Origin of the sequence: Nonomuraea sp. NPDC050786, from assembly GCF_040654115.1 — a bacterium.
GTDB lineage: Bacteria > Actinomycetota > Actinomycetes > Streptosporangiales > Streptosporangiaceae > Nonomuraea.
On the sequence record NZ_JBFAHJ010000015.1, the window covers coordinates 179,369 to 203,307 of the forward strand.

Here is a 23,939-nt window from a genome sequence, read left to right on the forward strand (position 1 = left end):
CGGACCGTAGTGGGAGATTTCGTAGCAAGTCAATACGTTGTCGTCGTAAGTCTGGACATGGTAGGTATCTCACATGAATCAGCGGCTGCCCGTGCAGGGGGCACAGGGCGACCTGCTGCGACTCGTCGCCACCGGCAAGGCCGAGTCACGCGCCGAACTCGCCCGCTTATCCGGCCTGGCCGCGTCCAGCGTGTCGCTGCGCGTGGAGGAGCTCATCGACGCGGGCCTGCTCGCCGAGGAGGGTTCGGGCACCTCGCGGGGCGGCCGCCGCCCCCGCCGCCTGCGCCTCTCCCCCGGCGCCGGCGTCCTGGCCGTCGCCGATCTGGGCGCCCACCACGTACGGCTCGGCCTCCTGGACCTCAGTGGCGCGCCGCTCGTGATCGAGGAGCGCGGCTGCGAGATAGCCGACGGCCCGCAGGCCACCCTGGACCGCATCGCGGACGCGTTCGACGAGCTGCTGGCCGCCCACGTACCCCCTTCCGTCCCGCTCAGGGGGGTGGGCACCGGCATCCCGGGCCCGGTGGACCCGGCCGGCCAGCGCGTGGTGACCCCGTCCCGCATGCCGGGCTGGAACGGCTTCCCGGTGGCCGACCACCTGGCCGCCCGCTACGACCTGCCGGTCCTCGTGGAGAACGACGCCAACCTGATGGCGGCGGGCGAGGCGAGATGGTGGCCCGGCAGCGAGAACCTCATGGTCGTCAAGGCCGGCACGGGCATCGGCTGCGGCGTCATCGTCAACGGCCGGCTGCACCGGGGCCGGGGGGCGGCCGGCGACATCAGCCACGTGCGGGTCCGCTCGGACTCCTCGATCGTGTGCGCCTGCGGCCATCCGGACTGCCTGGAGGCGTACGCGAGCGGCGCCGCGCTGATGGCGGCCCTGCAGGAGTCCGGCATCGAGGTGACCCGCACGGCGGACATCGTCACCCTGGTCGACGACGCCGTCCCGGAGGCCACCAGCCTGGTCCGCACCGCCGGCCGCCGCATCGGCGAGGTCCTCACCGTCCTGGTGAACTTCTTCAACCCGGACGTGGTGGCGGTGGGCGGGAGCCTGTCGGCGGCGGAACCGCTGATCACGTCGATCCGGGCGGCGGTCTGGGAACGCTGCCTGCCGCTGGCGACGAGGGACCTGGAGATCGCCCCGGCGCGGGCGGGGCGGGACGCGGCGCTACTGGGCGCGGGCACCCTCCTGCTGGAGGCCGCCCTGAAGGTCACATCTTGAAGATCGAGGTGTCCAGCTCGAAGTCGACGGGGGCAGGCAGTCTGATCGGTGATCCGATGGTCACGGTGGTCATCAGCTGATAGGCGCCATCTTTGATCTCGCTGAACACGGTCACGCTCGGCTCGTCGGCGATCGGATCGATCAGCAGGTAGACGGGCACCCTGCCCAAAGCGTAGGTTCGTCGCTTCTCCACGCGGTCTGCGTAGACGCTGCCGGAAGAGACGACCTCGGCAGCCATTACCACCCCGGACGATAGCAACTCTCCCACGCCCCACCGAGGGCAATCAGGCGGCACGAGGACGAAGTCGGGCGCGCAAGAATCTCGGGGACCTTCGATGCAGATGTTCAGGCCGCCGGGGGCTCCCCGCCATCCTCGCTCTCGATAGAAGGGCCATAGGACGTGATCCAGCTCTACGGCCATCCAGGCGTGCTCTGGACTGCCCATAGGACTCACAAGCATCTTCCCTTCGATGACCTCAACCCGGAGATCCGGGATGGGGGGTAGGGCATCGAACAGCTCACGAGCGGTCATCCCTGTACGCGTGAGCTTCGCGTAGGTCGATTCCGTCTGGTGCTTCTCTTCCATCATGGCGACCATGGAATCTTTCCCTTCGTGTTCGAACGGACACTCTAAGTATTCCATCTTCGAGGCGCGCCCGCCACCCAAAACCCATTGCCGTAACGGTCGCGGCCGGTCAAGGATGGGCGGCGATGAGCAGGACGAAGATGCACGCCGACGAGATCCATACCGACCCCGAGCTCGTTCGCCGGCTGCTCGCGGGACAGTTCCCGCAGTGGGCCGGCCTGCGGATCGAACCCGTCGACTCCTACGGCACAGACCACGACATCTACCGACTCGGCGACCACCTGTCCGTGCGCATGCCGCGCATCGGCTGGGCAACCGGGCAGGCGGCCATGGAGGCGCGGTGGCTGCCGAAGCTGGCGCCGCACCTGCCGCTCGCCGTCCCGGTGCAGCTGGCGATGGGAGATCCGGCCGAGGGCTATCCCTTCACCTGGTCGGTGTACGAGTGGCTGCCCGGCGCGAACGCCAACGGCACCATCCACGACCTGGAGCAAGCGGCCGTCGATCTGGCAGCGTTCATCAAGGCGCTGCGCAAGGTCGACCAGGCCGGCGCGCATCCGCGTCCCCGCGGCGCTCGCGGCTGTCCGCTCGCTGAAGGGGACGAGTTCTTCCGCCGGTCGATCGCTCAGCTCGGCGACCGCATCGACGGCCCCACGGCCCTCCGCTCATGGGAGGAGTCGCTCAGCGCCCCCGTCTGGGACGGCGCGGAGGTCTGGGTGCACGGGGATCTCCTGCCGGGCAACCTGCTCGTGGTCGACGGCCGCCTGTCCGCGGTCATCGACTTCGGCGGGCTCAACGTGGGCGACCCCGCCTGCGACCTCCAGCCGGCGTGGAACGTGTTCGCGGGCGAGAGCCGCCGGCGGTTCCGCGACGAGCTCGGCGTCGACGACGCGTCGTGGCTGCGCGGCCGTGGCTGGGCGCTCTCCCAGGCCGTGAACGCGCTGGCGTACTACTGGGACACCAACCCGGGGATGGTCCGCCAGACCTCCCACGCGCTGGCGCAGGTCCTCGCCGACAGCCGGAGGCCCTGAGCACGGGAGCGGCCCGCGCGGCTCGAACGGGCGGCCCCCACTAGGTGTAACTTCTCCCACGTCTTGTTGCCGCTCTCGATGGTGCGCAGCCGCTCATATGGGTCGTAGGTGTACGTCGACGTGTCTGCCCGTCGGTGACGGACGTCATCAGGCGGCTGCAGTCATAGGTGAAGGTGGTCTTCTTGCGTGCCGAGAACTTCCTCTTCCCAGACGCTTGCTGTTGGGGTCAACGCGAGCCGGACGGGTCTGGCGCCTAGTGAGGGCTCCGCAACTCCCGATACGCCTCACGGAGCTCTCTTGCTTCGGGGATGTGCCGTGCTTCGATGGCGTTGATCACTTCGCGTGCCCTCCAGTGGTGGGACGGGACAAGCGACTCACTCGTCAGAGCGGTGAGTGCAACCTGTCCTGCCTCGTCCGGCTGATCGACGGCCAGCAGGGACAGAGCGAGATCAAGGCGCGCTGTGACCGCCCTTCGCGGCCGGGCCAGCCCATCCGCGACGGACTCCAGGCGGGCCAGCACCTGCCGGGCGTACCGCTCTGCGGCCGGATCTCCGAGCCAGGAAAGCGTCGTGGCGACGTAGGCGTCCCTCTTGGAGGGGTCGTACCGGTAGTGGTGTTCTGGATGGGCGGGCATCTGCAAGGGGTCCACCAGGCGGTCAACCCGGTGCAGCGCGTCACGGGTTTCCGGCCCGGCACCGAACCGTGCCCATATCCGACCTTCCTGCGCGGTCGCCTGGATGTAGACAGAACTATCGCGCGGTGCGACCCTCTGAGCCCCCTGCGCCAGGGTCAGCGCATGGCGGTAGTCGCCGGTGGTGACCGCCTGCCATGCCTCGGTCTCCAGGCACCATGCCGCGATCTCGGGATGCTCAGCATGGTCGGCCAGTTGGGAGGCCGTCTGCAGCCACGTTGTGGCGGCCGGGAACTGGCGCAGATCGATATGGCAGGTGGAGGCAAGAAGCGAAAGCCAGCCACCCACCGTGAGAAGGCGCCGATGCTCGTGGAGCGTCGTCTTCGCGTCGAAAAGCCGGGAGACATACGACAGGTGTCGGCGTATGCGTCCAAGCAGTTCCGCTGGCGAAGTCACCGGATAGGCCATCGCGAGGTCGTCGACGGCCGTCTCCAGCCGCTCAAGCGTCTCGGCTCCCACGTCGCTGGCAGCCACTCGGCGGGCCAATTCCAACGCCCCGAGCTCGTCATCGCCAGATGAGGCGTCACGGATGACACGAGCAGGGTTCGTACCGAACAGCTCGTTTTCTTCCATCCCGAAAACCCGGCAGTAGAGCACCCGGTACGGATCCTTGGGCTGATGCCTGCCCGCCTCCCAATCCTTGATCATCCGGGTCAGCGATTCCCGTTCGGGGAGCCGGTCGCGGGTGTGGTCATCTGCGGCCTCGGCAAGTTGCCTGGCCATCTCCCGCTGCGTCCACAACTTGTCGCGCCTCGCAGCACGTAGCCGTGCGGCCCAGGCCGGAACGCCGTCCATCGCATCCACCTCAGGGGCTCGGGGACCCACGCGTCTCCCCCAGTTTCCCCTACTCGGACTGCCGGTGGGAGGCGACTCGGCGATGTCATGAGGGGGCTGGACAAGGCGGGACCCGCAGGCGCGCACACGCTGTACGGGTCCCTTGATCGCACACGGGAGGTGCGACCCATGGAGCACTCTAGAGGCGTTCCGATGCCCAAGCACGAGAGCGGAGCGAGCACGCGCAAGGCGCCGGCCATCTGCTCGATAGCCCCAGTCGCTGCCGCCGAAGAACTTCGCATGGAACTCATCGGCGTAGGAATCCCGGCCGACGTTCACGACGGCTACGGCCTGGCGCTGGTGTCGGTGTGGGTGGGCCTGGTGGTGTGGTGTGACGGCGAACGCTACTGGTTCAGCGCCTGGCTGGTGGGACAGCGCGGAACCATAGTGGACGTGCTGCGCGGCGGCGCGCTTGCCCTGCTCGAACTCGACAACGACGCCTCCATCATCCCGAATGGAGTCCGCCGCTGGTCCGTTCACTGGGACGACCTACTCCTCTGCGCCTTGCCCTCGGAGCCGGGCGAGCCCGAGCACCTTTTCGTTCTCGGCTTGTCGGGTACGGGTCATGAAACGGTCTTCCACGCCGTAGGGCCCGGCACGGTATTCGGCGTCTGCGGCGTCCCAGCTCGTCCCCTGCCAACCTGCGGATGGTCCCTGCCGTTCGCGACGAGGACGCGCAGAGCCTGCCCCCGGTGCGTCCAGATAGTAGAGACTTCCCCATAGACCTCGACTTTTGCTCTTCTGAATGAGAGTCATGCGGCGTCCGCCCAGGCCAGCAGATCGTCCAAGATTTCTTCGGGTTTTGCCTGGTCGGGGCGACCTGCTCGATATTTGGCCGATGAGGGCGGCGTGGGCATCGGGGGGCGGAGATGGCGGTCTTGGTGGCGTACCAGGGGCGGGCCTCCCCATGGACGGCCAGGCCGCGCTCGTGCCGGCCGTGCAGGGCATACCAGCAGACTGTGAGGGTCTGCGCGGCCAGGCCGAAAGGGACGGTGCGCTGCACGACGCGGGCAACGCGGTTGCGGGCCTGGCCGACGCCGAAAGCTGCTTGGCGTCCAAGATCGCGGATTCGGTGGATGAAACGGCGGTCGCTGGCGATTGGCTACACCTCGCCCCACTCCGGCCGCTCCTTGCCGGTGACGGTCAGCACACCGATCTGCAAGGTCAGTAGCGGTAGACGCTGGGGTAGGTCGGCGTTGAGGCCTCTCCAACCTGATCGCGTAGGTCGTCACGGGCTCGTACAGGAGCAGGTTGGCAAGAGAAGAGGCTCCCGGTAAGGCAGCAATCAACCAAGATCCGATGCCCCAACCGGGAGTTTCGCTGCTACTTACCGTGCCTCGATTCCACTGTCCAACCACACCCTGAGCCGCCTGGCTGAACTCATCCGCAGGCAGCGTGCCGAACGCGGCTCCCGGTGGCGGTGGTTCGCCCCGACTCAGCAAGCGCTGCTACCTCCGACCGGCTCACAGGTAGGCGAGCAGCATGTCCAGCGGGCGCGGCACGCGATCGAGATCGAGTGCCGCGACGAGCAGGCCGGAGTAGCGGATTTTGCGGCCACTGCCCGCTCCCAGGAACCGGCGCAACTGGTCGTGAGTGCTGCCCCCGCGCCATGCGGGCTGTTTCTGGAGCGTACGAAAGGAGCTGAGCTCGCCCTCGGCGTCGACAACGTCCTCAACCGCGGCGGTGCCGAGGGCGCGGATCAATTCGTCTTCCAGGTCGGCGACGCACACGAAGAATCCGAGCGCCTCCAGATCACTTCTACTGAGATCAGCTCCGAGGCCGGCGCGCTCCAGGGCCTTGCGATAGTCGCCTTCCTCGCCGACGTCACACAGACCGGCCAGCCGGAAATTGCCACCGGAAGGGCCGAACTTGCGGATGTACGCCGCGATGTTCGTGGCACCGCCCATCGCCACAAGGGAGATGCCTTCGGCCGCCAGGTCCCGGCCATGGCGCTCGGCCAGCGCTTCGACGGCCGACTTGTCACTGGTGCCCTCGACCAGGACCACGGTTTGCGTGTCGCTCACGAGCCCAGCCTGGCACTGAGCCCGGAAAGCTTCATCCCCTTTTGTGGCGTTACCGGGGACCTCGGAAACACGGACTCTAGCCCGCGATGAGGGCGTTGGCCTCCGTGATGAGCTTCTTCGCGGCGTCGTCGGGAGTCATCCGGCCGAAAAGGACCTCGTTCGTATACCGCTTGAGGATGTCCTCGATGGCGCTGGCGTGCTTCGGCGGGGCGGCGGGCGAGTCCATGAGCTCGTCCTTGACCCTGTCGAGGAAGGCCAGCGTCTTCTTGTCGGTCTCCGGAAGCTTGTCCCGGACCGCCGCCAGCACCTTGGAGCTGGCCGGCAGGCCGCGGTCGCTGAGGATGATCTGACCCGCCTCCGGGTCGTTGATCATGAAGTCGATGAACTTGGCGGCCTCGGCCGCGTGCTCGGACTTCGACGAGGCGGTGTAGAACATCGCGGGCTGCAGGAACATGCCGCCGGTGGTGGCGCCCTGTGGCTTCGGCATCCGCAGCAGGTCCACCTCCTTGCCCGACGCCTTGTTGATCGAGCCGAGCTGGTTGCTCCACCACATCCCCATCGCGCCGTTGCCGGTGGCGAAGAGCGACCGGTCCTCGCCCAGGGCACCGAGCTCAGCGCTCTTGGCGGCGTCAGGAGAGCCCTTGGTGTTGATCAGTTTCCGGTGGACGGCCCACCACGCCTTGAGCGTGTTGGGCGAGACGCCGATCTTGTCGCCCTGGTAGAAGGACTCGCCCCGCTGGGCGGCGAAGATCTGCAGGAAGGCCGGGTTGAAGCTCTGCTGCGTGCCGTAGACCTTGCCATGGGTCGCCGCGGTGATCCTCGCCGCCAGGTCGACGTACTCTTCCCAGGTCCACCTGGTGTCGTCGGGTAACTGCTGCCCCGCGTCCTTGATCGCCTTCGGGTCCACGACCAGGGACCAGGCGTTGACACCGGTGGGGATGGCGAACTGCTTCCCGTCGACGGCACCGGTGCCGAGCACCTTGCTGTCGATGTCGGCGGTGTTGACGGTGCTGGACAGGTTGGCGAGCGTGCCGCGGTCGGCGTACTCCCGCAGGCCGCGGATCTCGAGGGTGATGACGTCAGGCGTTTCGTCGCCGGCCACCTTCGTGGCCAGCTTCTCGTAGTAGCTGCCGAAGTCGGAGAACTCCTCCTCGATGTCGATGTTCGGGTTCTTCGCCTCGAACTTCTTGATCGCCTCTTGCGTCATCTTCTGCCGTGCGGCGCTGCCCCAGTAGGAGAAACGCAGCTTGATCTCGCCGCCGGCGCCTTCGCCGCCGCAGGCCGCAGTGATCGACAGCACAGCAGTGGCCAGCAACGCTGCCGTCCACCTCTTCTTGCCGGAGCCCAAGGCTCCACCTCCTGGGGATTTGGGGGGTGCAGGACCAAAGAGATCCGCAAGATTACCGGGGCGATGATGTTGCCGGAAGGGCTGACCATACGGCCGCCGGGGTCAGGGGCATGTCGACGTGGTCGATGTCCAAGGCGTCGCAGACGGCGTTCACGATGGCGGGTGGGATGCCGATGCAGCCCGCCTCGCCCGCGCCCTTGGCGCCCAGGGGCGTGTTGGGGTTGGGGGTGGTGGTCTCCAGGAGGGTGACCGGGGGCATGTCGGCGGCTGTCGGGAGGAGGTAGTCCAGGAGCGTCGTGGCGTACGGGAGGCCGTTCTCGCCTATGACCGCCTGCTCGTACAGGGCCTGGCCGAGGCCCTGGGCGATCGAGCCGTGGGTCTGGCCGCTGACGATCATGGGGTTGACGACCACGCCGTAGTCGTCCACCGCCACCACCTGGCGCACGTGGACGGTGCCGAGGTCCGGGTCCACCTCCACGACGGCGACGTGCGCGCCGTACGGGAACGCCTGCGGCGGGGCGACGATCTCGTCGGCGCGCAGGGGGCCGGTGCGGGCGACCAGTTCGCCGATGGGGAGGCCGGGGAGCGGGCCCGCGGCGACACCGGCCGTGAAGCCGTCCGCCGGGAAGCCCTGATGACCGGGCTCCGAGAGCTGGGCGCACGAGTCGCCTCCGACCACCAGGCGGCCCGCCGCGTACGAGACCTCTTCCTCCCCCACCCTGAAGAGCTCGGCGCAGCGGCGGCGGGCGGTGGCGACGAGGGACTCGGCGGCGCGCCACAGCGCCGCACCGCCCACCTGCATGGAGCGGCTGCCGAACGTGGCGAAGCCGTAGGGCACCTCGCCGGTGTCGCCCTCGACGACGCGGACCCGGTCGATGTCGACGTCCAGCACCGAGGCCACCACCTGCGCGAACGCGGTGAAGTGGCCCTGCCCGGTGGAGGTCGAGCCGACGCGGGCGACGAACGTGCCGTCAGGGCAGGCCTCCACGCTGCCGAACTCGTCGCTGTCCGGCGGCCCGCCCGAGCGTTCGACGTATGTGGCGATGCCCACGCCGATCGGCGGCTCGCCCTCCTCGCGCCGGCGGGCCTGCTCGGCGCGGACCTCGTCGTAGCCGACGGCGGCGAGGGCCTGGTCGAGCGCGGCGGCGTAGTCGCCCGAGTCGTAGGTGCGGCCGGTCGGCGTCAGGTACGGGAACTGGTCGGGGCGGATGAAGTTGCGGCGGCGCAGCTCGGCCGGGTCCATGCCGAGCCGGCGGGCCAGCCGGTCCACGGTCCGTTCGAGGGCGTAGGCGGCCTCCGGGCGTCCCGCGCCGCGGTAGGAGGTGGTCGGGGCGGTGTTGGTGAGCACGCAACGGACCCGGGTGTGCACCCTCGGGGTGCGGTACGCGCCGGTGCTCATGGCTCCGGTCATCGCGGGGACGAATGCCCCTGTGTGCGGGTACGCGCCGATGCCGGCGTCTATCAGGAGCTCGTACGCGAGGAAGACGCCATCCTCGTCGGCCGCCAGCCGTACGCGCTGGGTCTGGCCGCGACCGCGGGGGCCGGCCAGCATGGCCTCGGCGCGGTCCTCGCACCAGCGGACCGGCCGGCGCAGGTGCACGGCGAGCAGGGCGGCGACCACGTACTCCGGGTAGGTCTGGCTCTTGGCGCCGAACGCGCCGCCGGTGGCCGGGACGATCACCCGGATCCGGTCCCTGCCGAGCCCGAGCGCCGCGGCGAGCGAGTCCCGCAGCCGGTGCTGGGCCTGGTGTGAGGCGTACACGGTGAGACGGCCGTCGCGCCCCGGATCGACCAGCACGGCCCTCGGCTCCAGCGACGTGGGGAGCAGGAGCTGCTCTCGGTAGGCGGCCTCGACCACCACCGGGGCGGTCGCGAACACGTCCTCGGCCGGCTCGCCGAAGGTGCGCTCGACCACCACGTCGTCGCCGTCGGTGCCGGGGGTGAGGGTGAAGGGCAGTGGCTCGAGGACCAGGCGGACGGATTCGGCGCCGTCCTCGGCCTGGGCGCGCGTACCGGCGGCGACCACGGCGAGCGCCTCGCCCGGGTAGCGGACGCGGCCGGCGGCGAGCAGCGGCCACGGTGTCCGGCCGTCCTCGCCGGGCAGGTCGCGGGCGGCGAGGTACGGCAGGTCGGCGGCGGACCATGCGCCGGCCACGCCCTCCTCCTTGAGCGCGGCGGCGACGTCCACCCCGCGGATCAGCGCGTGCGGCACCGGGCTGCGGGTGAAGGCGAGCTCGAGCGTGCCGGGGAGGTCCAGATCGGCGACCCTGCGCGCCTGGCCGGTGACCAGGTCGCGGTCCTCACGCCGCGCGAGCGGCATCCCGATGTACCGCAATGTTTGGACACCCCCGCTTTCGGTACCAACGTCGATATCGGATTCCCGGGATGGGTGACATGAAACCGGCACAATTCGCCTACGTCGCGCCTGCCTCCGTGCCGGAGGCGGTGGCCGTGCTGGGCGAGCGCGGGCGGGAGAGCCGGGTGCTGGCGGGCGGCCAGAGCCTGCTCATCGAGCTGCGTTACCGGACCGCGCGCCCGGCCCTGCTGGTGGACGTCAACCGCATCCCCGGGCTGTCGGAGATCGCGGTCGAGGACGGCTCGGTTCACGTCGGCGCGCTGGTCCGGCACGCCCAGCTGGAGCGCGCCCGGTTCGACGACCCGCTGGCCGAGCTGTTCCGCCAGGTCGCGCCGTACGTCGCCCACCCGCCCATCCGCGCGCGCGGCACCTTCGCCGGGAGCCTGGCGTGGGCGCATCCGGCGTCGGAGTGGTGCGCGCTGGCCATGGCCATGGGCGCGGGCATCGAGGTGGCGGGCCCGGCGGGAGGGCGTACGGTGCCCGCGGACTCGTGGTTCCGCGGGGCCTTCGCCACGGCCTGCCTGCCGGAGGAGCTGGTCACCGGCGTCCGGCTGCCGCGTCCGCCCGCCGGGGCCGTCGCGGCGTTCGCCGAGCACCGCCGCACGCACGGCAGCTTCGCCCTGGCCGCCGCCCTGGTCATGCTGCGGCTCTCCGGCGGCCGCGTCGACTGGGTGCGGATCGGCCTGGCGAACGCGGCGGACGTGCCGCTCCGCGCCGTCGGGGCCGAGCGGCTCATGACCGGCGAGCTCCCGGAGCCCGAGCTGCTGGCGGAGACCGCCTTGCGGGCCGCCGCCGAGACCGACCCGCCCGACGAGCCGCACGCGCCGGCCGCCTACCGCAGGCACGCGCTCGCCACTCTGGTACGGCGCTGCCTCGCCCGCGCCATCCGGAGAGCGACAGGCAGTGCGGACCCGGAGAGCCCATGAACGTCGAACTCATGGTCAACGGCCGGACCCACCGGCTCGATGTCGAGCCCCGGACCAACCTGGCCGACGCGCTGCGCGACCGGCTCGGGCTCACCGGGACCACGCTGGGGTGCGAGCACGGGGTGTGCGGCTCGTGCACCGTGCTGGTCGACGGCACCGCCGTCCGCTCCTGCCTCGCCCTGGCCGTTCAGGTGGAAGGCGCCGACATCCGCACCGTCGAGGGGCTGGCCGACGGCGACCGGCTGCACCCGCTGCAGGAGGCGTTCGCCGCCGAGCACGCGCTGCAGTGCGGCTTCTGCACCCCCGGCTTCCTCATGCTGCTCGCCGGCGCGCTGGCCGAGGAGCCGGAGCTGGACCAAGACGAGCGGCGGCTCGACGAGCTCCTCGCCTCGAACCTGTGCCGCTGCACCGGGTACGCGGGCATCCGCCGCGCCGCGGTGCGCGCGGCGTCCCTCCTGCGCGGGGGCGACAGCCGCTGAGAAGCGGCTTCAGCCGCGAACGGGCGCGGCGAGGCTGCCCAGCAGTCTCAGGGCCTCCTCGGAAGGGCTGCCCGGCTGGGCCAGCAGGGTGATGAGCTGCAGGCCGTCGGAGCCGTTCACCGAGAAGACCTCGCAGGTCAGCTCCAGCTCCCCGACCTCCCGGTGGCGCATGTGCTTGATCTCCGCCACCTTGGGGAAGACGTCGTGGCGGGCCCACAGCCTCCGGAAGTCGGGGCTCTTGACCGAGAGCTCCCCCACGAGCTCGGCCAGGCGGGGGTCGTCGAGCTGCGACCCGGCGACCAGGCGCAGGTGGGCGACCTTGGAACGGGCCGACTTCTCCCACTCGGGATAGAACGCGCGGGCGGCGGGATCCAGGAAGATCATGCGGAGCAGGTTGTCGCGCTCCTCGAACCCGCCGTACAGGGCGTCGGCGAGAGAGTTCGCGGCCAGGACGTTCATGAGGCCGTCGCAGATCAGCGCGGGCGTGCCGGACCAGCCGCCGATCAGCGTACGCAGGTCGGCGCTGACCCGCCGGGCAGGCGGCCGCCGGGTCCGGAGCATGGGATGGGCCAGTGCGTGCATGTGGGCCGTGGCCTCGGGCGTCAGCCCGAACACGCGGGCCAGGGCCGAGAGCACGCGCTCGGACGGGTTGCGCTCCCTGCCCTGTTCGAGGCGGATGTAGTAATCCGTGCTGACGTGGGCCATCATCGCCACCTCCTCGCGCCGCAGGCCCGGCGTCCGGCGCGGGCCGACATCGAGGAGCCCCGCCTGCGCGGGCGTGGTGATCTCCCTGCGTGCGCGGAGGAACTCGCCCAACAACGTACGGCTGTCCATTTCATTACGATATGTCGGGATTTGGGAGTCGGGGTGGGTGTGTCACTACCAGGCTGCCGCCACATCGCCGCGCCCGTCGGCACTCATCCAGGTGTACGGGATTCCTGGGGGTCACACGCCCACCCTCCCCGGCATCGTCCCCCCTTACCGTCGACATGACGGAAAAGGAGACGACGACCGTGATTTCTCACCCCCGGTCCATCCGGATGCGCTCCACCGTGGTCACGTCGCTGCTCGCCCTGATCGCGCTGGCCGTGCTGGGTGTCACCTCGTCGCTGGCGGTCCGCTACCGCGTCCAGGACGACGCCTTCAACCGGGTCGAACAGGTCGCCAGCCAGTGGAGCGCGGCGGCCCGCGCCGGCACGATCCCCGAGGAGATACCCACCTCGGGCGACATCGCTCTCGTCCAGCTGGTCGACCCGCGCGGCCGGGTCCTCGCCGCCAGCCGCTCCGCGCGCGGACGCCCGGCGCTGAGCACGCTGCGACCGCCCGTCGACGACCGCGTCCAGCGGCGGACCGACGGGCGCCGCCTCCTGGTGGCCATCCGCATCACCACGGCGGCCGACGCCCCGGTCGTCGTGGCGGAGCGCCGTGAGCCGGCCCTGCTGCGCGGCCACAACCTGGAGTACGCGCTCACGGCGGCGGCACTCGCCCTCCTGGCCGTCGTCTCCTGGAGCTCGTGGAGAACGGTGGGCCGCACGCTGCGTCCGCTCGAGGCGATCCGCGCGCGCCTGGCCGAGATCACCGTCAGCGATCTCAGCCTGAGGATGCCCGTGCCGCCGGCCGACGACGAGGTCGCCATGCTGGTCCGTACCGCCAACCAGACCCTGGACCGGCTCGACGATGCGGTGGCGCAGCAGCGCAGGTTCGCCTCCACCACCTCGCACGAGCTCAGGAACCCGATCGCCGGCCTGCGGCTGCAGCTGGAGGAGGCGCTGCTCCACCCCGGCGAGGTGGATCCGCACGAGACCATCCGCTCGGCCCTGTCGGTCACCGACCGGCTCGACGCCATCGTCGGCGACCTGCTGATGCTCGCGCGGCTGGGCGCCGGGGACCCGGCGCCGCCGGAGCTGATCGACCTCGGGCGGCTGGTGAGCCAGGAGGCTCCGCGTGCGGGCCGCGTACCCGTGCGCGTCCACGCGGCCCCGCAGGTCTGGGTGCGCGGGTCCCGCATCCAGCTCGTACGGGTGCTCGCCAACCTGGTGGGCAACGCGGTCCGGCACGCCGGCAGCGCCGTGGACGTCTTCGTGGCCGCCTCGGGCGGCGAGGCCGTGCTGACGGTGGCGGACGACGGCGCGGGCATCGCTCCCGCCGACCGCGAGCGGATCTTCGAGCGCTTCACCCGCCTCGAGGACGGGCGCCGCCGCGACGCCGGCGGCAGCGGGCTGGGCCTGGCCATCTCACGCGACATCGCCCTGAGCCACGGCGGGACGCTCAAGGCCGAGGACGCGCCGCGCGGCGCCAGGTTCGTCCTGCGGCTGCCGCGTCTCGACGGCCCACCGGCTTCGGCGCCGAACGCTTCGACGCTCGCGACGTCGTCGAACGGGCGATCAACCGGCTGAAGAGGTTCCGCGCTGCGGCCACAACGATCAACGCCCGTTGGGCACGGACGCCACGTCGCTGCGCCGGGTCCGCTCCTCCGCGTCGGCCAGCCAGAAGAAGACCGGCGGCAGGCCGAGCTCGATCACCGCCAGCGCGATCTGGAACCACTGCGGCCAGCCGTGCATGGCGAGCGAGAGCAGCCGGCCAACGCCGCCCAGCAGGAAAACGCCGGCCAGCCATCGCACCGCCCGAGCCGGGATGGGACGCTGCCGCGCGGCCCAGAGCCAGGCCAGCCCGTAGCCGGCAAAGCTGGCCCCCATGAACCGGCCCCAACTGTCGACCGTCGTGCCCGCGGAACCGGCGCCGGGGATCGCCGCGTTGCCGAGTGCCACGTGGAACAGGCCGATCGCGATGCAGGCCCAGCCCATCAGTTGGGTGAGTATGCGCAGAACCCTGGCCACAATCCCTCCGAGTCGCCTTGGGGAGCTTAGTTGACATGCGTCTACTAGAGTGGGCACGCTAGTAGACGCATGTCAACTAAACTTCGTGCGTGACTCGCCGCCAGCGGCTGACCCCTGCCGACCGCCGCGCCCAACTCCTCGCCGTCGGCGCACGGCTCTTCGCCGCGCACCCGTACGCCGACGTGTTGATGGAGGAGGTCGCCGAAGCGGCCGGCGTCTCCCGGGCCCTGCTCTACCGCCACTTCCCGAGCAAGCATGCCCTCTTCGCAGCCGTCTACCAGCAGGCGGCGGAGCAACTGCTCGCCGAGACGCGGCTCGACCCCGCCGACTCCCTGGTGGAGCAGCTCATCCAGGGGATGGACGTCCATCTCGACTACTTCGTGGCGAACCGCAACGCCGTCCTCGCCGCGAACCGGGATCTCGCGGGTGACCCGGTGATCCAGACGATCATGACGAACGAGCTGGACGCGGTCCGTGCGCGGCTGCTGACCGTACTCCCGCTCGCGGACGAGAGCGCCCGCGACGCCGTGTCCGGCGTCCTGAAGAGCTGGCTGGTTTTCGTCCGGGTCCTCTGCGTCGACTGGCTCACCCATGCGACCTGCACCCGCACCCAGCTGCGCGATGTCTGCATCGGCGCGGTGCTCGGCGCTCTCCGGCCACTGCTCGCCGAGGACCCCGCCCCCGGCTGGCCGCCACCAGGGCCCGGCGCGGGCGCCTAGGTCAGAGCACCTGAAGCCGTGCCCGCGTCCCGCCCCGCCGGCGACCCGGGGATGTCAGGGTCCGATCTCGAGAAAGCGGTCGCGGGCGGCGGCGAGGTGGGCGCGCATCGCCTCCGAGGCCGCCTCCGCATCGCCCGCGGCGACCGCCTCGACGACGCGGGCGTGCTCGGCCAGCGTGGGATCCCCGGTGCGCCTGCCCGCGTAGCCGATGCGGAACAGGTGCAGGTGGCAGTGGGTACGCCGGAGCGACTCCCTGAGCGCCTCGCTGCCCGAGAGCTCGGCGATCAGGTCGTGGAAGCGCTCGTCGTGCTCGGCCAGGCCGTGGTACTCCTCGTACCTCGTGCCCTGGGGCGCCTGCGGGACGCTGGCCAGCTCGGCGCGCACGCGCTCGCACGCCTCGGCCGTCACCCGCTCGGCCGCGCGCGCCGCGGCCCACGGCTCCAGGAGCAGCCTGAGCTGGTAGAGGTCGGCGATCTGGTCGGGCCGCAGCTGGGGCGCCACCGAGTAGCCGCGCAGCGGCTCCTTGGTCAGCAGTCCCTCGGACTCGAGCGCGGACAGCACCTCGCGCACCGGCGTCTGCGAGACGTCGAGGATCCTCGCGACCGCGTAGATGTTGACCCGGGCGCCGGGCTCCAGGTCGCCGTTCATGATCAGGCTCTTGACGCGCTCGTAGACGTCCTCGGTGAGAACGCTGCGCCGGGCTGCCGGAACGCGCCCCTTTAAGCGGTTTTCGAGGTCATTAGCCACAGTTGACGCTCCGAGGGCGGGTTTGAGGGGGTCTTGACGGGCATCGTGCGTTGTATGCAACATAGCGGCAATATCCAATAGGAAATATTACTAAGGATCGCGATGGCCACAACCCTCCGAACCACTGTCCGCGGCCGGTTGCGCTGGTACATGATCAGCTACGTCTTCGCCGGGCTCGTCATCAACTACCTCGACCGCGCCAGCCTGGGGGTGGCCCTGCCGTTCATGGGAGAGACCTTCAAGCTCTCCAAGACCGAAGAGGGCATGATCCTGGCCGCCTTCTTCTGGTCCTACGACTTCTTCCAGCTCGCCGCCGGCTGGTTCGTGGACCGGTTCGGGCCGCGTAAGACGTTCACGTTCGCCTCCATCTGGTGGTCGCTGTTCACCTCGCTCACGGCGCTGGCCAGCAGCTTCGCGACACTCTTCGGCGTACGGCTGCTGCTCGGCATCGGCGAGAGCCCGGCCGCCACGACCAGCGCCAAGGTCACGGGCCGGTGGTTCCCCCGGCACGAGCGCGCACTGGCCACCGGGATCTGGGACTCCGGCTCGCGGGTGGGTGCCGTCATCGCGCTGCCCGTGGTCACCGCGCTGATCGGCTTGCTCGGCTGGCGGTGGACGTTCGCGATCATCGGTGTGATCGGGCTGTTCTGGGCGTTCGGGTGGTGGCGCACGTACCGGGACCCGCAGGACCATCCGAAGATCACGGAGGAGGAGCTCGCCTACCTGCGTGAGGGCGGCGCCCGTTTCGAGGGCGACGACGAGGGCGCGACCAAGCTCCGCTGGCGGGACCTGTTCCGCTATCGCACGATCTGGGCGATGATGCTGGGCTTCTTCTGCCTCAACATGGTCGTCTACTTCTTCCTCACGTTCTTCCCGACCTACCTGGTGGAGGAGCGCGGCTTCAGCCTGCTGAAGCTGGGCCTGTTCGGTGCGCTGCCGGGTCTGGTGGCCATCGGCGGCGAGTGGCTGGGCGGCTGGCTGTCCGACCGCCGCATCACCCGGGGCGACTCGCTCACCCGCGTCAGGAAGCTCTTCATCTCCGGGGGGTTCCTGGTCTCGACGGTGATCGGCGTCGCGGTCTGGGTGCCGGAGGCGTGGATGGCGCTGGCGCTGCTGTCGATCGCGTACGCGGGCTCGACCTTCGCCGCCTCCAACATCTGGGCGCTCCCCGCCGACGTCGCCCCGGCCGACCGGCACGTGGCCTCGATCGGCGGCATCCAGAACTTCGCCTCGAACTTCGCCGGCATCATCAGCCCCATCATGGTCGGCTTCCTGGTGGACAAGACGTCGTCGTTCACCGTCCCGCTGATGGTGATCTCGTGCGTGGCGCTGCTGGGCGCGTTCACGTACGCGGTGATCCTGAAGCGGGTGGAGCCTCTCGCGTAGGGGTCAGGCGGGCCGGTGGAAGGTGGCGCGCCAGCGGCGGCGCTCGCCGTCGCGCAGGTCCTCGACCTGCCCCGTCTCCAGCCCGCCCGCCGCGAAGGCCGCGATCTCGGACGGGGTCAGCGGCCACGGCGGCGCGAACACCGGCCCGCCCTCCTCCCGGCCCGACGCGATCACCAGCAGCGTGCCGCCGGGCCGGACGAACTCCGCGACCGCGGCGATGGCGCGGACGTGCAGCGGCTCCGGCAGCGCCTGCACGGTCATGATCTCGACCACCAGGTCGAACGCCTGCCGCCACTCGCCGGGCGGATCCAGCAGGTCGGCGGCCTGATAGCGGACCCGGCTCCCGGGGAAGCGCTCCTCGGCGAGCCGGACCGCCGACTCGCTCACGTCGAACGCCACCGTCTCGTAGCCGAGCCCCGCCACGTGCTCGGCATCGTCACCCAGCCCCGCACCCACGACCAGCGCCCGCCCCCGGCCGGCGCGCGCCCACTCCACCAGCAGGGGATGCGGGGAACGCGAGTCCCACGGCACGATCGCGTCGCCGGCCGCCGACTCGACGTAGAGCCGCTCGAACCAGCCGGTGGGATCACCCTGTGCCAGCGACTCACCGGCGAGCCTGATCGCATCGGCATCGGGGTCCCGGCCGGTCATGAGTCCTCCCAACAGGATCCCGTACGGCTCGCCACGCTCGGCCTTGGCGGCCAATTCGACCAGATTGATCCGATCCCCGAGGGGGCCGACCAGCTCGCGCTGGGTGAAGGTGTGCTCGTGCACGTACCCCTTGCGCCGCAGCGCCACGTCGAACAGCGGGAGCAGTGCGCAGACGCCGGGCGTGGGGTGGGGGCACGGCTGCTCATTGTGCCACCACTCGAGCTCGCCCGCTCGCCCGGCGACCGCCAGCTCGACGACGTCCAGGTCGGTGGCCTGGCGGTCGAGCAGCTTGCCCGCGGCCTCGAGCACCTGCTCGCGCTGGTACTCACCGACTTGGGCCCACTCCTCCACCGGGATGTCCGCCATCCGGTACGGCCGCGCACCCAGCGCGAAGCCGCCACGGCCGAGCAGCTTGTGAGTGATGACCTTCCCGAGCCGTTTCGCGAGCTCGCCGGGCACCCGCGACATCACCCCTGCGGGCACGCCATCGGCGACCGGCTGGGCGGCGTCCCCGTCGATCAGCTCGACCGCGTCGGGAAAAGGGGGCTCCGGCCGGGCGCGGGTCAGCAGCCCGTCCCGCTGGATCTTCCACAGGAAGCTCTCATAGGCATCCAATGCGCCGCCCTTACGCGAGAACGGCCCGACATAGCGGGACACGTGCCAGCCGAAGGCGCCCGCCAGGAGCAGCTCGGCCCGCACGGAGGCGGCGAAGCGCTCGCTGCCGACGATGGAACGGGTCTCGTCCCAGAGCTCCTTGCGCAGCGACGCGGTCGCCTCGCCCAACCAGGACCAGTCTGGATGGTGCGCCATGAACAGATGCACCGCCCAGCGCTCGTGCCAGCGCCACCGCTTCGCGCCGAGCAGTTCCCTGACCAGGAGCGCGTGCAGCTCCGCCTCATCTGCTGCGAGCAACAGCGGCAGCCCCACCAGAAGCGTCGGCTTGCCCCGATGGGCTCGGCCGCCCCGCACCTCGGCCCAGGCGGACACGTGCACCTTGGGCAAGGTGTCGAATCCCGCGAGCCGCGCTGCGTCCGCCACCAGCTCCCGTAGCCGCGGCTGATCGTCCAGCGGCAGCACGGGGCAGCGCCACGGGAACCGCCGCGGCCACCGGTCCGCCACGAAGGCGAACGCGCAGGCTCCGAACGCGGCGGCCACGATCAGCACCGCTTCAGAACTCCGGTAGGCCCCACTCGCGACCAGCAGACCGGCGCCAAAGCCCAGGATCGCCGCCACGCCGATGACGATCTTTCCCCACTCCGGAAGAAAGCACGACAGGAAGTTCCTCGTCAGCAGGATCCATAACACCCGCCACCGCGTCATCCGCACGCCCACCCACCCCACCCGCCATGACCGGGTAGGAACCTTACGCGTGGAATGACTCCTTCGCCAATCTCCGCAGCCGCGTCTCGTCGATGTCGTGGCCCAGCCCCGACTGGGTGAGCGGCACGGCGATGACCCCGGCGTTCGCGCCCACGATCGGCTCGACGAGCTGGTTCTGGCGCGGCGGCTGCGTCACGTCGCACGGCAGCGTGCAGCCCGGCAGGCTGGCGACCGCCACCGTCGCCGCCCTGGCCAGTCCCGCGCCCTGGCCACCCGCGCACTGGATGTCCCAGCCCGCCGCCGCGGCCCGGTCGTGCGCGCGGCGGGACTCCGACAGGGAGGGGAACAGGGCGGGCCGCAGCAGCAGCACCTTCGCGGCTCGCAGCGTCAGGTAGTCGTCCAGTTCGGCGGTGGAGGCGAGCTCGACCGCGACCGAGGCGGACACCTGGTCCTGCAGCGAGGCGTGCGTGAAGACGTCGCCGGCGGCGAAGGGCCGCTCGATGACCTCCAGGCCGTAGGAGTCGAGGGCGACGAGCTGGCCGAGGTCGGTGTAGGCGTTGCCGCAGTCGACGGCCAGCGTCAGCGCCGGGTACGCCTGCCGCACCGCGCGTACGGGCTCGACGTCCCAGCCGGGCCGGATGTCCAGCGTGACGTGCCCGTACCCGGCGCAGACCTGCTGGTTGACCCGGGACACCAGGCTCTCCACGGACGCGTCGGGGGTCAGCCGCACGGTGGCCATGAGGGAGGTGCGGGTGCCGCCGATCGCCTCGGCGAGCGGCACCCCGCGCATCCTGGTCCACAGGTCCCAGCAGGCCATGTCGACCGCCGGATCACCGCTCGTCACCGTGTCGGGGTGCTCCCAGTCGACGCCGATCAGCAGCGACGCCAGCGACTCCTCAAGCCTTGACCACGTCTTCGGCTGAGGGGAGACGGCCTCGCCCCAGCCGGTCATGCCGCCATGATCGGTGAGCTTCACGAGCAGGGTCTCCGACCTCCTGCCGTACGGCAGAACCAGTCGGAAGACCTCAAGCTCCCGCACTCGCGGCATGTACCCCCCTTTATGACGCGGCTCCCTCCATAGTGCCTGCTGCGCGCCGGTGGACAAAACGCGGGGCGATCAGAAAGGCCAGGACCGCGAGCGCCGCGGTGAACGACAGGCCGATCGCGTAGCTCTCGCCGGTGGCGGTGAACAGGGCTCCGCTGAGCGCGACGGCCACCACGGTGAACACCGACTCCCCCACGCCGACGGCCGCGCTGTTCTGGCCCTCCTCGCCCGCCTTGGACATCTCCAGCACCAGCACGGACACCGTCGGGTGCAGCGCGCCGATGCCGAGGCCCGCGACGGCCATGGCCGGGTACGCGACCGCGACCGGCAGGGAGTCGACGAGCACGAGCATCGTCAGCGCGATCCCGATGGCGACCATGGCGGCGCCGCCCCGGATGGCGGTCATGTGGCTGATCGTGCCGCGGCCCTTGATCCAGGAGCCGGTGGACCAGCCGAGCGCGCCGATGGTGAGGACGATGCCCGCGCCGGTGGCGGTCAGGCCGCGCTCGTTGATCAGCATGAGCGGGATGAGCACCTGGGACGCCGTCAGCGAGCCGAAGGCCAGGCCGCGCAGCACGGGCGCGGTCGGCAGGCCGGGGGCGGCCCTGAGCGAGCCGGGCAGCAGCAGCCTGGGCAGCGCCACGGCCACCAGGACGACGCCGCCGAGGAGCAGCGGCAGGCCGGCGAGCTTGAGCGCGCTGCCGTACTGGATCAAGGCGGCGGCGACGGCGGTCAGCGTGGCCCACACGAGCTTGCGGCCCAGGCCCGGGGCGGGCCCGGCGACGCCGCTCGCCACCTCGCGGCCCGCGGTGCCGCGCCAGAGCAGCAGCGCCGACGGGATGACGATCAAGGCCACGCCGATGAAGACCCACCGCCAGTCGGCGTTCTCCACCACGAAACCGGCGATGGCCGGGCCGACCATGGACGGCACCACCCAGGCGGCCGAGAACAGGGCGAACACCTTGGGATGCATGGCCGGCGGATAGACCCGGGCGACGACCACGTACAGGGAGACCTGGATCAGCCCGGCCCCGAGCCCCTGCACGAACCGGCCCGCGACGAACAGCTCCATGTCCGCCGCGAACCCGGCCAGCAGCAGCCCGGACACGAAGCCCGCCACACCGACCGCGATCGGCTGCATCGGCCCCCGCACGTCACTCCACCGGCCGCCCAGCACCGTCCCGATCACGCTGGCCGCCAGGGTGGCGCTGAAGGCCAGGTTGTACAGATGCATGCCGTCGAGCTCGCGGGCCACCACCGGCATCGCCGTGGCCACCGCCATCGCCTCGAAAGCCACCAGCATGACCAGCGCGACCAGCCCGATGCTGAGCGCGCGGTACTGCGCGGACACCACGCCCGCCGTAGATCTCTCAACCGTTGTCGTCGTCATATGCGGCAAACTATGGCGAAAGCGCAGGCCGGCACATCGGGCATGGGGCCTAGGCATTTGGGCCTAGGGCATGCGGGCCTCGATGCCGGCGAGGAGCAACTCGAGGCCGTAGCGGAAGCGCTCCTCGCCGTCGTCGGCGATCAGGTCGTCCACGAACTTCTGGATGTGCGGGAAGCGCTCCGTCGGCAGCGCCCGGTAGTAGTCGGCGAGTTGCCCGGCGAAGCGCTCGAAGTACTCCCGCGGGTCGTCCAGCCCGGCCGCGCGCATGCGCGCGTAGTGCAGGGAGCCCTCGTACGCGTCGCCGGTGACGTACAGATGGATCCGGTCCATGGACAGGGACGCCTCTCGCGGGGACATGCCGGCCTCGATCAGCAGCCCGAAGACGAACTCGCCCGCGAGGATCGAGTTCTCCCCCGACGGGACGCTGGCCAGCGCCACCCGCGCCACGTCGGCGTGGGCGGTCAGCACCCGGTGCACCTCCATGGCGTACGCCCTGAGCTGATCCTTCCAGCGGCTCGGATCGCGCTCGGGCAGCTCGATCTCGCCGAGGACCCGCTCGTAGATGAGCTCGAGCAGCTCCTCCTTGTTGGCCACGTGCGCGTAGAGCGAGGCGGGGCCGGTGTCGAACTCCTGGGCGACGCGTCTCATGCTCAGCGCGTCGAGCCCCTCCGTGTCGACGATCCGCAGGCCGGCGTCGACGATCAGGTCCTGATTGAGCTGCCGCTTGAGCGGCGTCGGCTTGCGTGACTTGCGCCATGGGGGCGTGGGGACGTCCTCGGATCCTGCCATGCGACCAGTATACGAACGCTGTACTTGACACGAACAGCGTTCGGCCATAAAACAGTGTTCGTAACGAACAGCGTTCGTTGGAAGAACACCGTTTTAAGGAGTCCCCCATGACAGTCACCGCCTCAGAGGCGACGACCGAGGTCCAGCCCTACCGCTGGCGCTGGGCCGCCCTCTTCGTGATCCTGGCCGCCGAGGTCATGGACCTGCTCGACGCGCTCGTGACCACGATCGCCGCCCCCAGCATCCAGAAGGACGTGGGCGGCGGCGACAGCATCGTGCAGTGGCTCGGCGCCGGATACACCCTGGCCATGGCCGTCGGACTGATCACCGGCGGCCGGCTCGGCGACCTGTTCGGCAGGAAGCGCATGTTCGTGATCGGCGCGCTCGGCTTCACCACCGCCTCCCTGCTCTGCGGCGTCTCGGCCGGGCCCGAGATGCTGATCGCCAGCCGGGTGTTGCAGGGCCTGTTCGGCGCCGTGATGCTCCCGCAGGGCCTCGGGCTGATCAGGGAGATGTTCCCGCCGCAGGACATGGGCAAGGCGTTCGGCATGTTCGGGCCGGTCATGACCATCTCGTCGGTGGGCGGTCCCGTGCTGGCCGGATGGCTGGTCGACGCGGACTTCTTCGGTACGGGCTGGCGCATGATCTTCCTGATCAACCTGCCGATCGGCCTGGCCGCCGCGCTGGCCGGGATGCGCTTCCTGCCCGAATACCGCCTCTCGAACGCCACCAAGCTGGACCTCGTCGGTGTCGCGCTCGTCTCGACGGCCTCGTTCCTGCTGATCTACCCCCTCATCCAGGGCCGCGAGCTGGGCTGGCCCGTGTGGACGTACGTCTCGATGGCGGCCTCGATCGTGCTCTTCGCCGTCTTCGCCCGCTACGAGTCCCGCCGGGCCGCCTCCGGCAAGGACCCGCTGGTCACGCCCGGGCTGTTCCGCAAGCGCGCCTTCACCGGCGGTCTGGTGGCCGGGCTGGCGTTCTTCTCCGGCATGATGGGTCTCGGCCTGGTCTTCAACCTCTACACCCAGCTCGGCCTCGGCTTCAGCCCGCTCCAGGCCGGCCTCACCGGTCTGCCGCAGGCGATCGGCGGCGTGATCGGCTTCGGGCTGGCGATGTCCGGGCTGCAGGAGAAGCTGGGCCGCGGCCTGCTGCAGATCGGCACCGTCGTCATGGCGGCCGGCGCGGCCGTGCTCGCCCTGACCATCCACCTGGCCGGGCTCGACGTCGGCAGCTGGCAGCTGGCTCCCGGGCTCGCTCTCGTCGGCATCGGCATGGGGCTGACCATGGCGCCGTTCTTCGACATCGTGCTCGCGGGGGTCGAGCCGCACGAGTCGGGCTCCGCATCCGGCACGCTGACCGCGATCCAGCAGCTCGGCGGCGCGCTCGGCACCGCCGTGCTGGGCACGCTCTTCTTCAACCTGCTCCAGAACCGGTGGAGCTTCGGCTCGTCGATGCAGGTCACCGTCTGGGTCGAGGTGGGGCTGCTGGCCCTGACCTTCGCCCTGTCGTACCTGCTGCCGCGCAAGGCCAGGACGGACGGTCAGGGCCATTGAGAGCGGGGCCG

The 23,939-nt window shown here is 70.5% G+C and carries 22 protein-coding genes and 1 pseudogene; 11 read left to right on the forward strand and 12 right to left on the reverse strand.

Going from position 1 to position 23,939, the window contains the following annotated elements:
* Window positions 1-73 precede the first annotated feature (73 nt).
* A complete protein-coding gene (locus AB0H84_RS26590) occupies window positions 74-1,219 on the forward strand; it encodes an ROK family transcriptional regulator (RefSeq protein WP_357609438.1) in 1,146 nt (381 codons plus the stop codon).
* Here AB0H84_RS26590 and AB0H84_RS26595 read toward each other — a convergent pair.
* Window positions 1,209-1,817, reverse strand: coding sequence for a Uma2 family endonuclease (locus tag AB0H84_RS26595; protein ID WP_357609441.1), 609 nt, complete (start codon window positions 1,815-1,817; stop codon window positions 1,209-1,211). The genes AB0H84_RS26590 and AB0H84_RS26595 overlap by 11 nt on opposite strands.
* A gap of 113 nt (window positions 1,818-1,930) precedes the next feature.
* On the opposite strand from AB0H84_RS26595, the gene AB0H84_RS26600 reads away from it, so the two are divergent.
* Entirely contained in the window at window positions 1,931-2,833 is a 903-nt protein-coding gene (locus AB0H84_RS26600; RefSeq protein ID WP_357609444.1) for an aminoglycoside phosphotransferase family protein, read from the forward strand.
* Between the two features lie 253 nt (window positions 2,834-3,086).
* Here the strand turns inward: AB0H84_RS26600 and AB0H84_RS26605 are convergent, their stop codons facing one another.
* Window positions 3,087-4,319, reverse strand: a complete 1,233-nt coding sequence (locus tag AB0H84_RS26605; protein ID WP_357609446.1) for a hypothetical protein — start codon at window positions 4,317-4,319, stop codon at window positions 3,087-3,089.
* Window positions 4,320-4,598: 279 nt separating this feature from the next.
* On the opposite strand from AB0H84_RS26605, the gene AB0H84_RS26610 reads away from it, so the two are divergent.
* The 3 genes and pseudogenes from AB0H84_RS26610 to AB0H84_RS26620 all read left to right on the forward strand — a co-directional run.
* Complete coding sequence (locus AB0H84_RS26610; RefSeq protein ID WP_357609449.1) at window positions 4,599-5,081, forward strand: hypothetical protein; 483 nt, start codon at window positions 4,599-4,601, stop codon at window positions 5,079-5,081.
* 184 nt (window positions 5,082-5,265) lie between these two features.
* Entirely contained in the window at window positions 5,266-5,529 is a 264-nt protein-coding gene (locus AB0H84_RS26615; RefSeq protein ID WP_357609452.1) for a hypothetical protein, read from the forward strand.
* A gap of 169 nt (window positions 5,530-5,698) precedes the next feature.
* Window positions 5,699-5,809: pseudogene (locus AB0H84_RS26620) on the forward strand (IS5/IS1182 family transposase); the annotation flags it as partial.
* A 12-nt stretch (window positions 5,810-5,821) separates the two neighbouring features.
* Here AB0H84_RS26620 and AB0H84_RS26625 read toward each other — a convergent pair.
* From AB0H84_RS26625 to AB0H84_RS26635, 3 genes are all read right to left on the reverse strand, one after another.
* Window positions 5,822-6,382, reverse strand: a complete 561-nt coding sequence (locus AB0H84_RS26625; protein WP_357609455.1) for a TOPRIM nucleotidyl transferase/hydrolase domain-containing protein — start codon at window positions 6,380-6,382, stop codon at window positions 5,822-5,824.
* 76 nt (window positions 6,383-6,458) lie between these two features.
* Window positions 6,459-7,697, reverse strand: coding sequence for a sugar ABC transporter substrate-binding protein (locus tag AB0H84_RS26630; RefSeq protein ID WP_357609458.1), 1,239 nt, complete (start codon window positions 7,695-7,697; stop codon window positions 6,459-6,461).
* 85 nt (window positions 7,698-7,782) lie between these two features.
* Window positions 7,783-10,065 (reverse strand): xanthine dehydrogenase family protein molybdopterin-binding subunit, encoded by a 2,283-nt coding sequence (locus AB0H84_RS26635; RefSeq protein WP_357609461.1) that lies wholly within the window; start codon window positions 10,063-10,065, stop codon window positions 7,783-7,785.
* Window positions 10,066-10,124: 59 nt separating this feature from the next.
* On the opposite strand from AB0H84_RS26635, the gene AB0H84_RS26640 reads away from it, so the two are divergent.
* Entirely contained in the window at window positions 10,125-11,012 is an 888-nt protein-coding gene (locus AB0H84_RS26640; RefSeq protein ID WP_357609464.1) for an FAD binding domain-containing protein, read from the forward strand.
* Complete coding sequence (locus AB0H84_RS26645; protein WP_357609467.1) at window positions 11,009-11,491, forward strand: (2Fe-2S)-binding protein; 483 nt, start codon at window positions 11,009-11,011, stop codon at window positions 11,489-11,491. Before AB0H84_RS26640 ends, AB0H84_RS26645 begins: the two co-directional genes overlap by 4 nt.
* 9 nt (window positions 11,492-11,500) lie before the next feature.
* Here AB0H84_RS26645 and AB0H84_RS26650 read toward each other — a convergent pair whose 3' ends face one another.
* Window positions 11,501-12,325, reverse strand: a complete 825-nt coding sequence (locus AB0H84_RS26650) for a helix-turn-helix transcriptional regulator (protein ID WP_357609469.1) — start codon at window positions 12,323-12,325, stop codon at window positions 11,501-11,503.
* 179 nt (window positions 12,326-12,504) lie between these two features.
* Here AB0H84_RS26650 and AB0H84_RS26655 point away from each other — a divergent pair, with 179 nt between their 5' ends.
* Entirely contained in the window at window positions 12,505-13,887 is a 1,383-nt protein-coding gene (locus AB0H84_RS26655) for a HAMP domain-containing sensor histidine kinase (RefSeq protein WP_357609472.1), read from the forward strand.
* A 27-nt stretch (window positions 13,888-13,914) separates the two neighbouring features.
* Here the strand turns inward: AB0H84_RS26655 and AB0H84_RS26660 are convergent, their stop codons facing one another.
* Window positions 13,915-14,328 (reverse strand): DUF4345 domain-containing protein, encoded by a 414-nt coding sequence (locus AB0H84_RS26660; RefSeq protein ID WP_357609474.1) that lies wholly within the window; start codon window positions 14,326-14,328, stop codon window positions 13,915-13,917.
* A gap of 89 nt (window positions 14,329-14,417) precedes the next feature.
* Between AB0H84_RS26660 and AB0H84_RS26665 the strand changes: the two genes are divergently transcribed.
* Window positions 14,418-15,047 carry a helix-turn-helix domain-containing protein gene (locus AB0H84_RS26665; protein ID WP_357609477.1) on the forward strand — a complete coding sequence of 210 codons (630 nt, stop codon included), beginning with the start codon at window positions 14,418-14,420 and terminating at the stop codon, window positions 15,045-15,047.
* Between the two features lie 54 nt (window positions 15,048-15,101).
* Here AB0H84_RS26665 and AB0H84_RS26670 read toward each other — a convergent pair whose 3' ends face one another.
* Window positions 15,102-15,794, reverse strand: a complete 693-nt coding sequence (locus AB0H84_RS26670; protein WP_357609480.1) for a GntR family transcriptional regulator — start codon at window positions 15,792-15,794, stop codon at window positions 15,102-15,104.
* 102 nt (window positions 15,795-15,896) lie between these two features.
* Between AB0H84_RS26670 and AB0H84_RS26675 the strand changes: the two genes are divergently transcribed.
* Window positions 15,897-17,180 (forward strand): MFS transporter, encoded by a 1,284-nt coding sequence (locus AB0H84_RS26675; protein WP_357609482.1) that lies wholly within the window; start codon window positions 15,897-15,899, stop codon window positions 17,178-17,180.
* 3 nt (window positions 17,181-17,183) lie between these two features.
* On the opposite strand, the gene AB0H84_RS26680 is transcribed toward AB0H84_RS26675, so the two are convergent.
* The 4 genes from AB0H84_RS26680 to AB0H84_RS26695 all read right to left on the reverse strand — a co-directional run bounded on the left by AB0H84_RS26680 (window position 17,184) and on the right by AB0H84_RS26695 (window position 22,375).
* Window positions 17,184-19,151: a class I SAM-dependent methyltransferase gene (locus tag AB0H84_RS26680; protein WP_357609598.1), complete on the reverse strand. Its 1,968-nt coding sequence runs from the start codon at window positions 19,149-19,151 to the stop codon at window positions 17,184-17,186.
* A 43-nt stretch (window positions 19,152-19,194) separates the two neighbouring features.
* The gene (locus AB0H84_RS26685) at window positions 19,195-20,199 is read right to left on the reverse strand and encodes an enolase C-terminal domain-like protein (RefSeq protein WP_357609485.1); all 1,005 of its coding nucleotides are present in this window, start codon (window positions 20,197-20,199) and stop codon (window positions 19,195-19,197) included.
* Between the two features lie 10 nt (window positions 20,200-20,209).
* Window positions 20,210-21,586: an MFS transporter gene (locus tag AB0H84_RS26690; protein ID WP_357609488.1), complete on the reverse strand. Its 1,377-nt coding sequence runs from the start codon at window positions 21,584-21,586 to the stop codon at window positions 20,210-20,212.
* Between the two features lie 63 nt (window positions 21,587-21,649).
* Entirely contained in the window at window positions 21,650-22,375 is a 726-nt protein-coding gene (locus tag AB0H84_RS26695) for a TetR/AcrR family transcriptional regulator C-terminal domain-containing protein (RefSeq protein ID WP_357609491.1), read from the reverse strand.
* Between the two features lie 107 nt (window positions 22,376-22,482).
* On the opposite strand from AB0H84_RS26695, the gene AB0H84_RS26700 reads away from it, so the two are divergent.
* Window positions 22,483-23,928: an MFS transporter gene (locus AB0H84_RS26700; RefSeq protein WP_357609494.1), complete on the forward strand. Its 1,446-nt coding sequence runs from the start codon at window positions 22,483-22,485 to the stop codon at window positions 23,926-23,928.
* The last annotated feature ends 11 nt before the right edge of the window (window positions 23,929-23,939 follow it).

Excerpts from the sequence above, each read along its gene's own strand:
- AB0H84_RS26590 (WP_357609438.1), top strand. The coding sequence starts at position 74 with ATGAATCAGCGGCTGCCCGTGCAGGGGGCACAGGGCGACCTGCTGCGA.
- AB0H84_RS26595 (WP_357609441.1), bottom strand. The coding sequence starts at position 1,817 with ATGGTCGCCATGATGGAAGAGAAGCACCAGACGGAATCGACCTACGCG.
- AB0H84_RS26600 (WP_357609444.1), top strand. The coding sequence starts at position 1,931 with ATGAGCAGGACGAAGATGCACGCCGACGAGATCCATACCGACCCCGAG.
- AB0H84_RS26605 (WP_357609446.1), bottom strand. The coding sequence starts at position 4,319 with ATGGACGGCGTTCCGGCCTGGGCCGCACGGCTACGTGCTGCGAGGCGC.
- AB0H84_RS26610 (WP_357609449.1), top strand. The coding sequence starts at position 4,599 with ATGGAACTCATCGGCGTAGGAATCCCGGCCGACGTTCACGACGGCTAC.
- AB0H84_RS26615 (WP_357609452.1), top strand. The coding sequence starts at position 5,266 with ATGGACGGCCAGGCCGCGCTCGTGCCGGCCGTGCAGGGCATACCAGCA.
- AB0H84_RS26640 (WP_357609464.1), top strand. The coding sequence starts at position 10,125 with ATGAAACCGGCACAATTCGCCTACGTCGCGCCTGCCTCCGTGCCGGAG.
- AB0H84_RS26645 (WP_357609467.1), top strand. The coding sequence starts at position 11,009 with ATGAACGTCGAACTCATGGTCAACGGCCGGACCCACCGGCTCGATGTC.
- AB0H84_RS26650 (WP_357609469.1), bottom strand. The coding sequence starts at position 12,325 with ATGGACAGCCGTACGTTGTTGGGCGAGTTCCTCCGCGCACGCAGGGAG.
- AB0H84_RS26675 (WP_357609482.1), top strand. The coding sequence starts at position 15,897 with ATGGCCACAACCCTCCGAACCACTGTCCGCGGCCGGTTGCGCTGGTAC.
- AB0H84_RS26680 (WP_357609598.1), bottom strand. The coding sequence starts at position 19,151 with ATGACGCGGTGGCGGGTGTTATGGATCCTGCTGACGAGGAACTTCCTG.
- AB0H84_RS26685 (WP_357609485.1), bottom strand. The coding sequence starts at position 20,199 with ATGCCGCGAGTGCGGGAGCTTGAGGTCTTCCGACTGGTTCTGCCGTAC.
- AB0H84_RS26690 (WP_357609488.1), bottom strand. The coding sequence starts at position 21,586 with ATGACGACGACAACGGTTGAGAGATCTACGGCGGGCGTGGTGTCCGCG.
- AB0H84_RS26695 (WP_357609491.1), bottom strand. The coding sequence starts at position 22,375 with ATGGCAGGATCCGAGGACGTCCCCACGCCCCCATGGCGCAAGTCACGC.
- AB0H84_RS26700 (WP_357609494.1), top strand. The coding sequence starts at position 22,483 with ATGACAGTCACCGCCTCAGAGGCGACGACCGAGGTCCAGCCCTACCGC.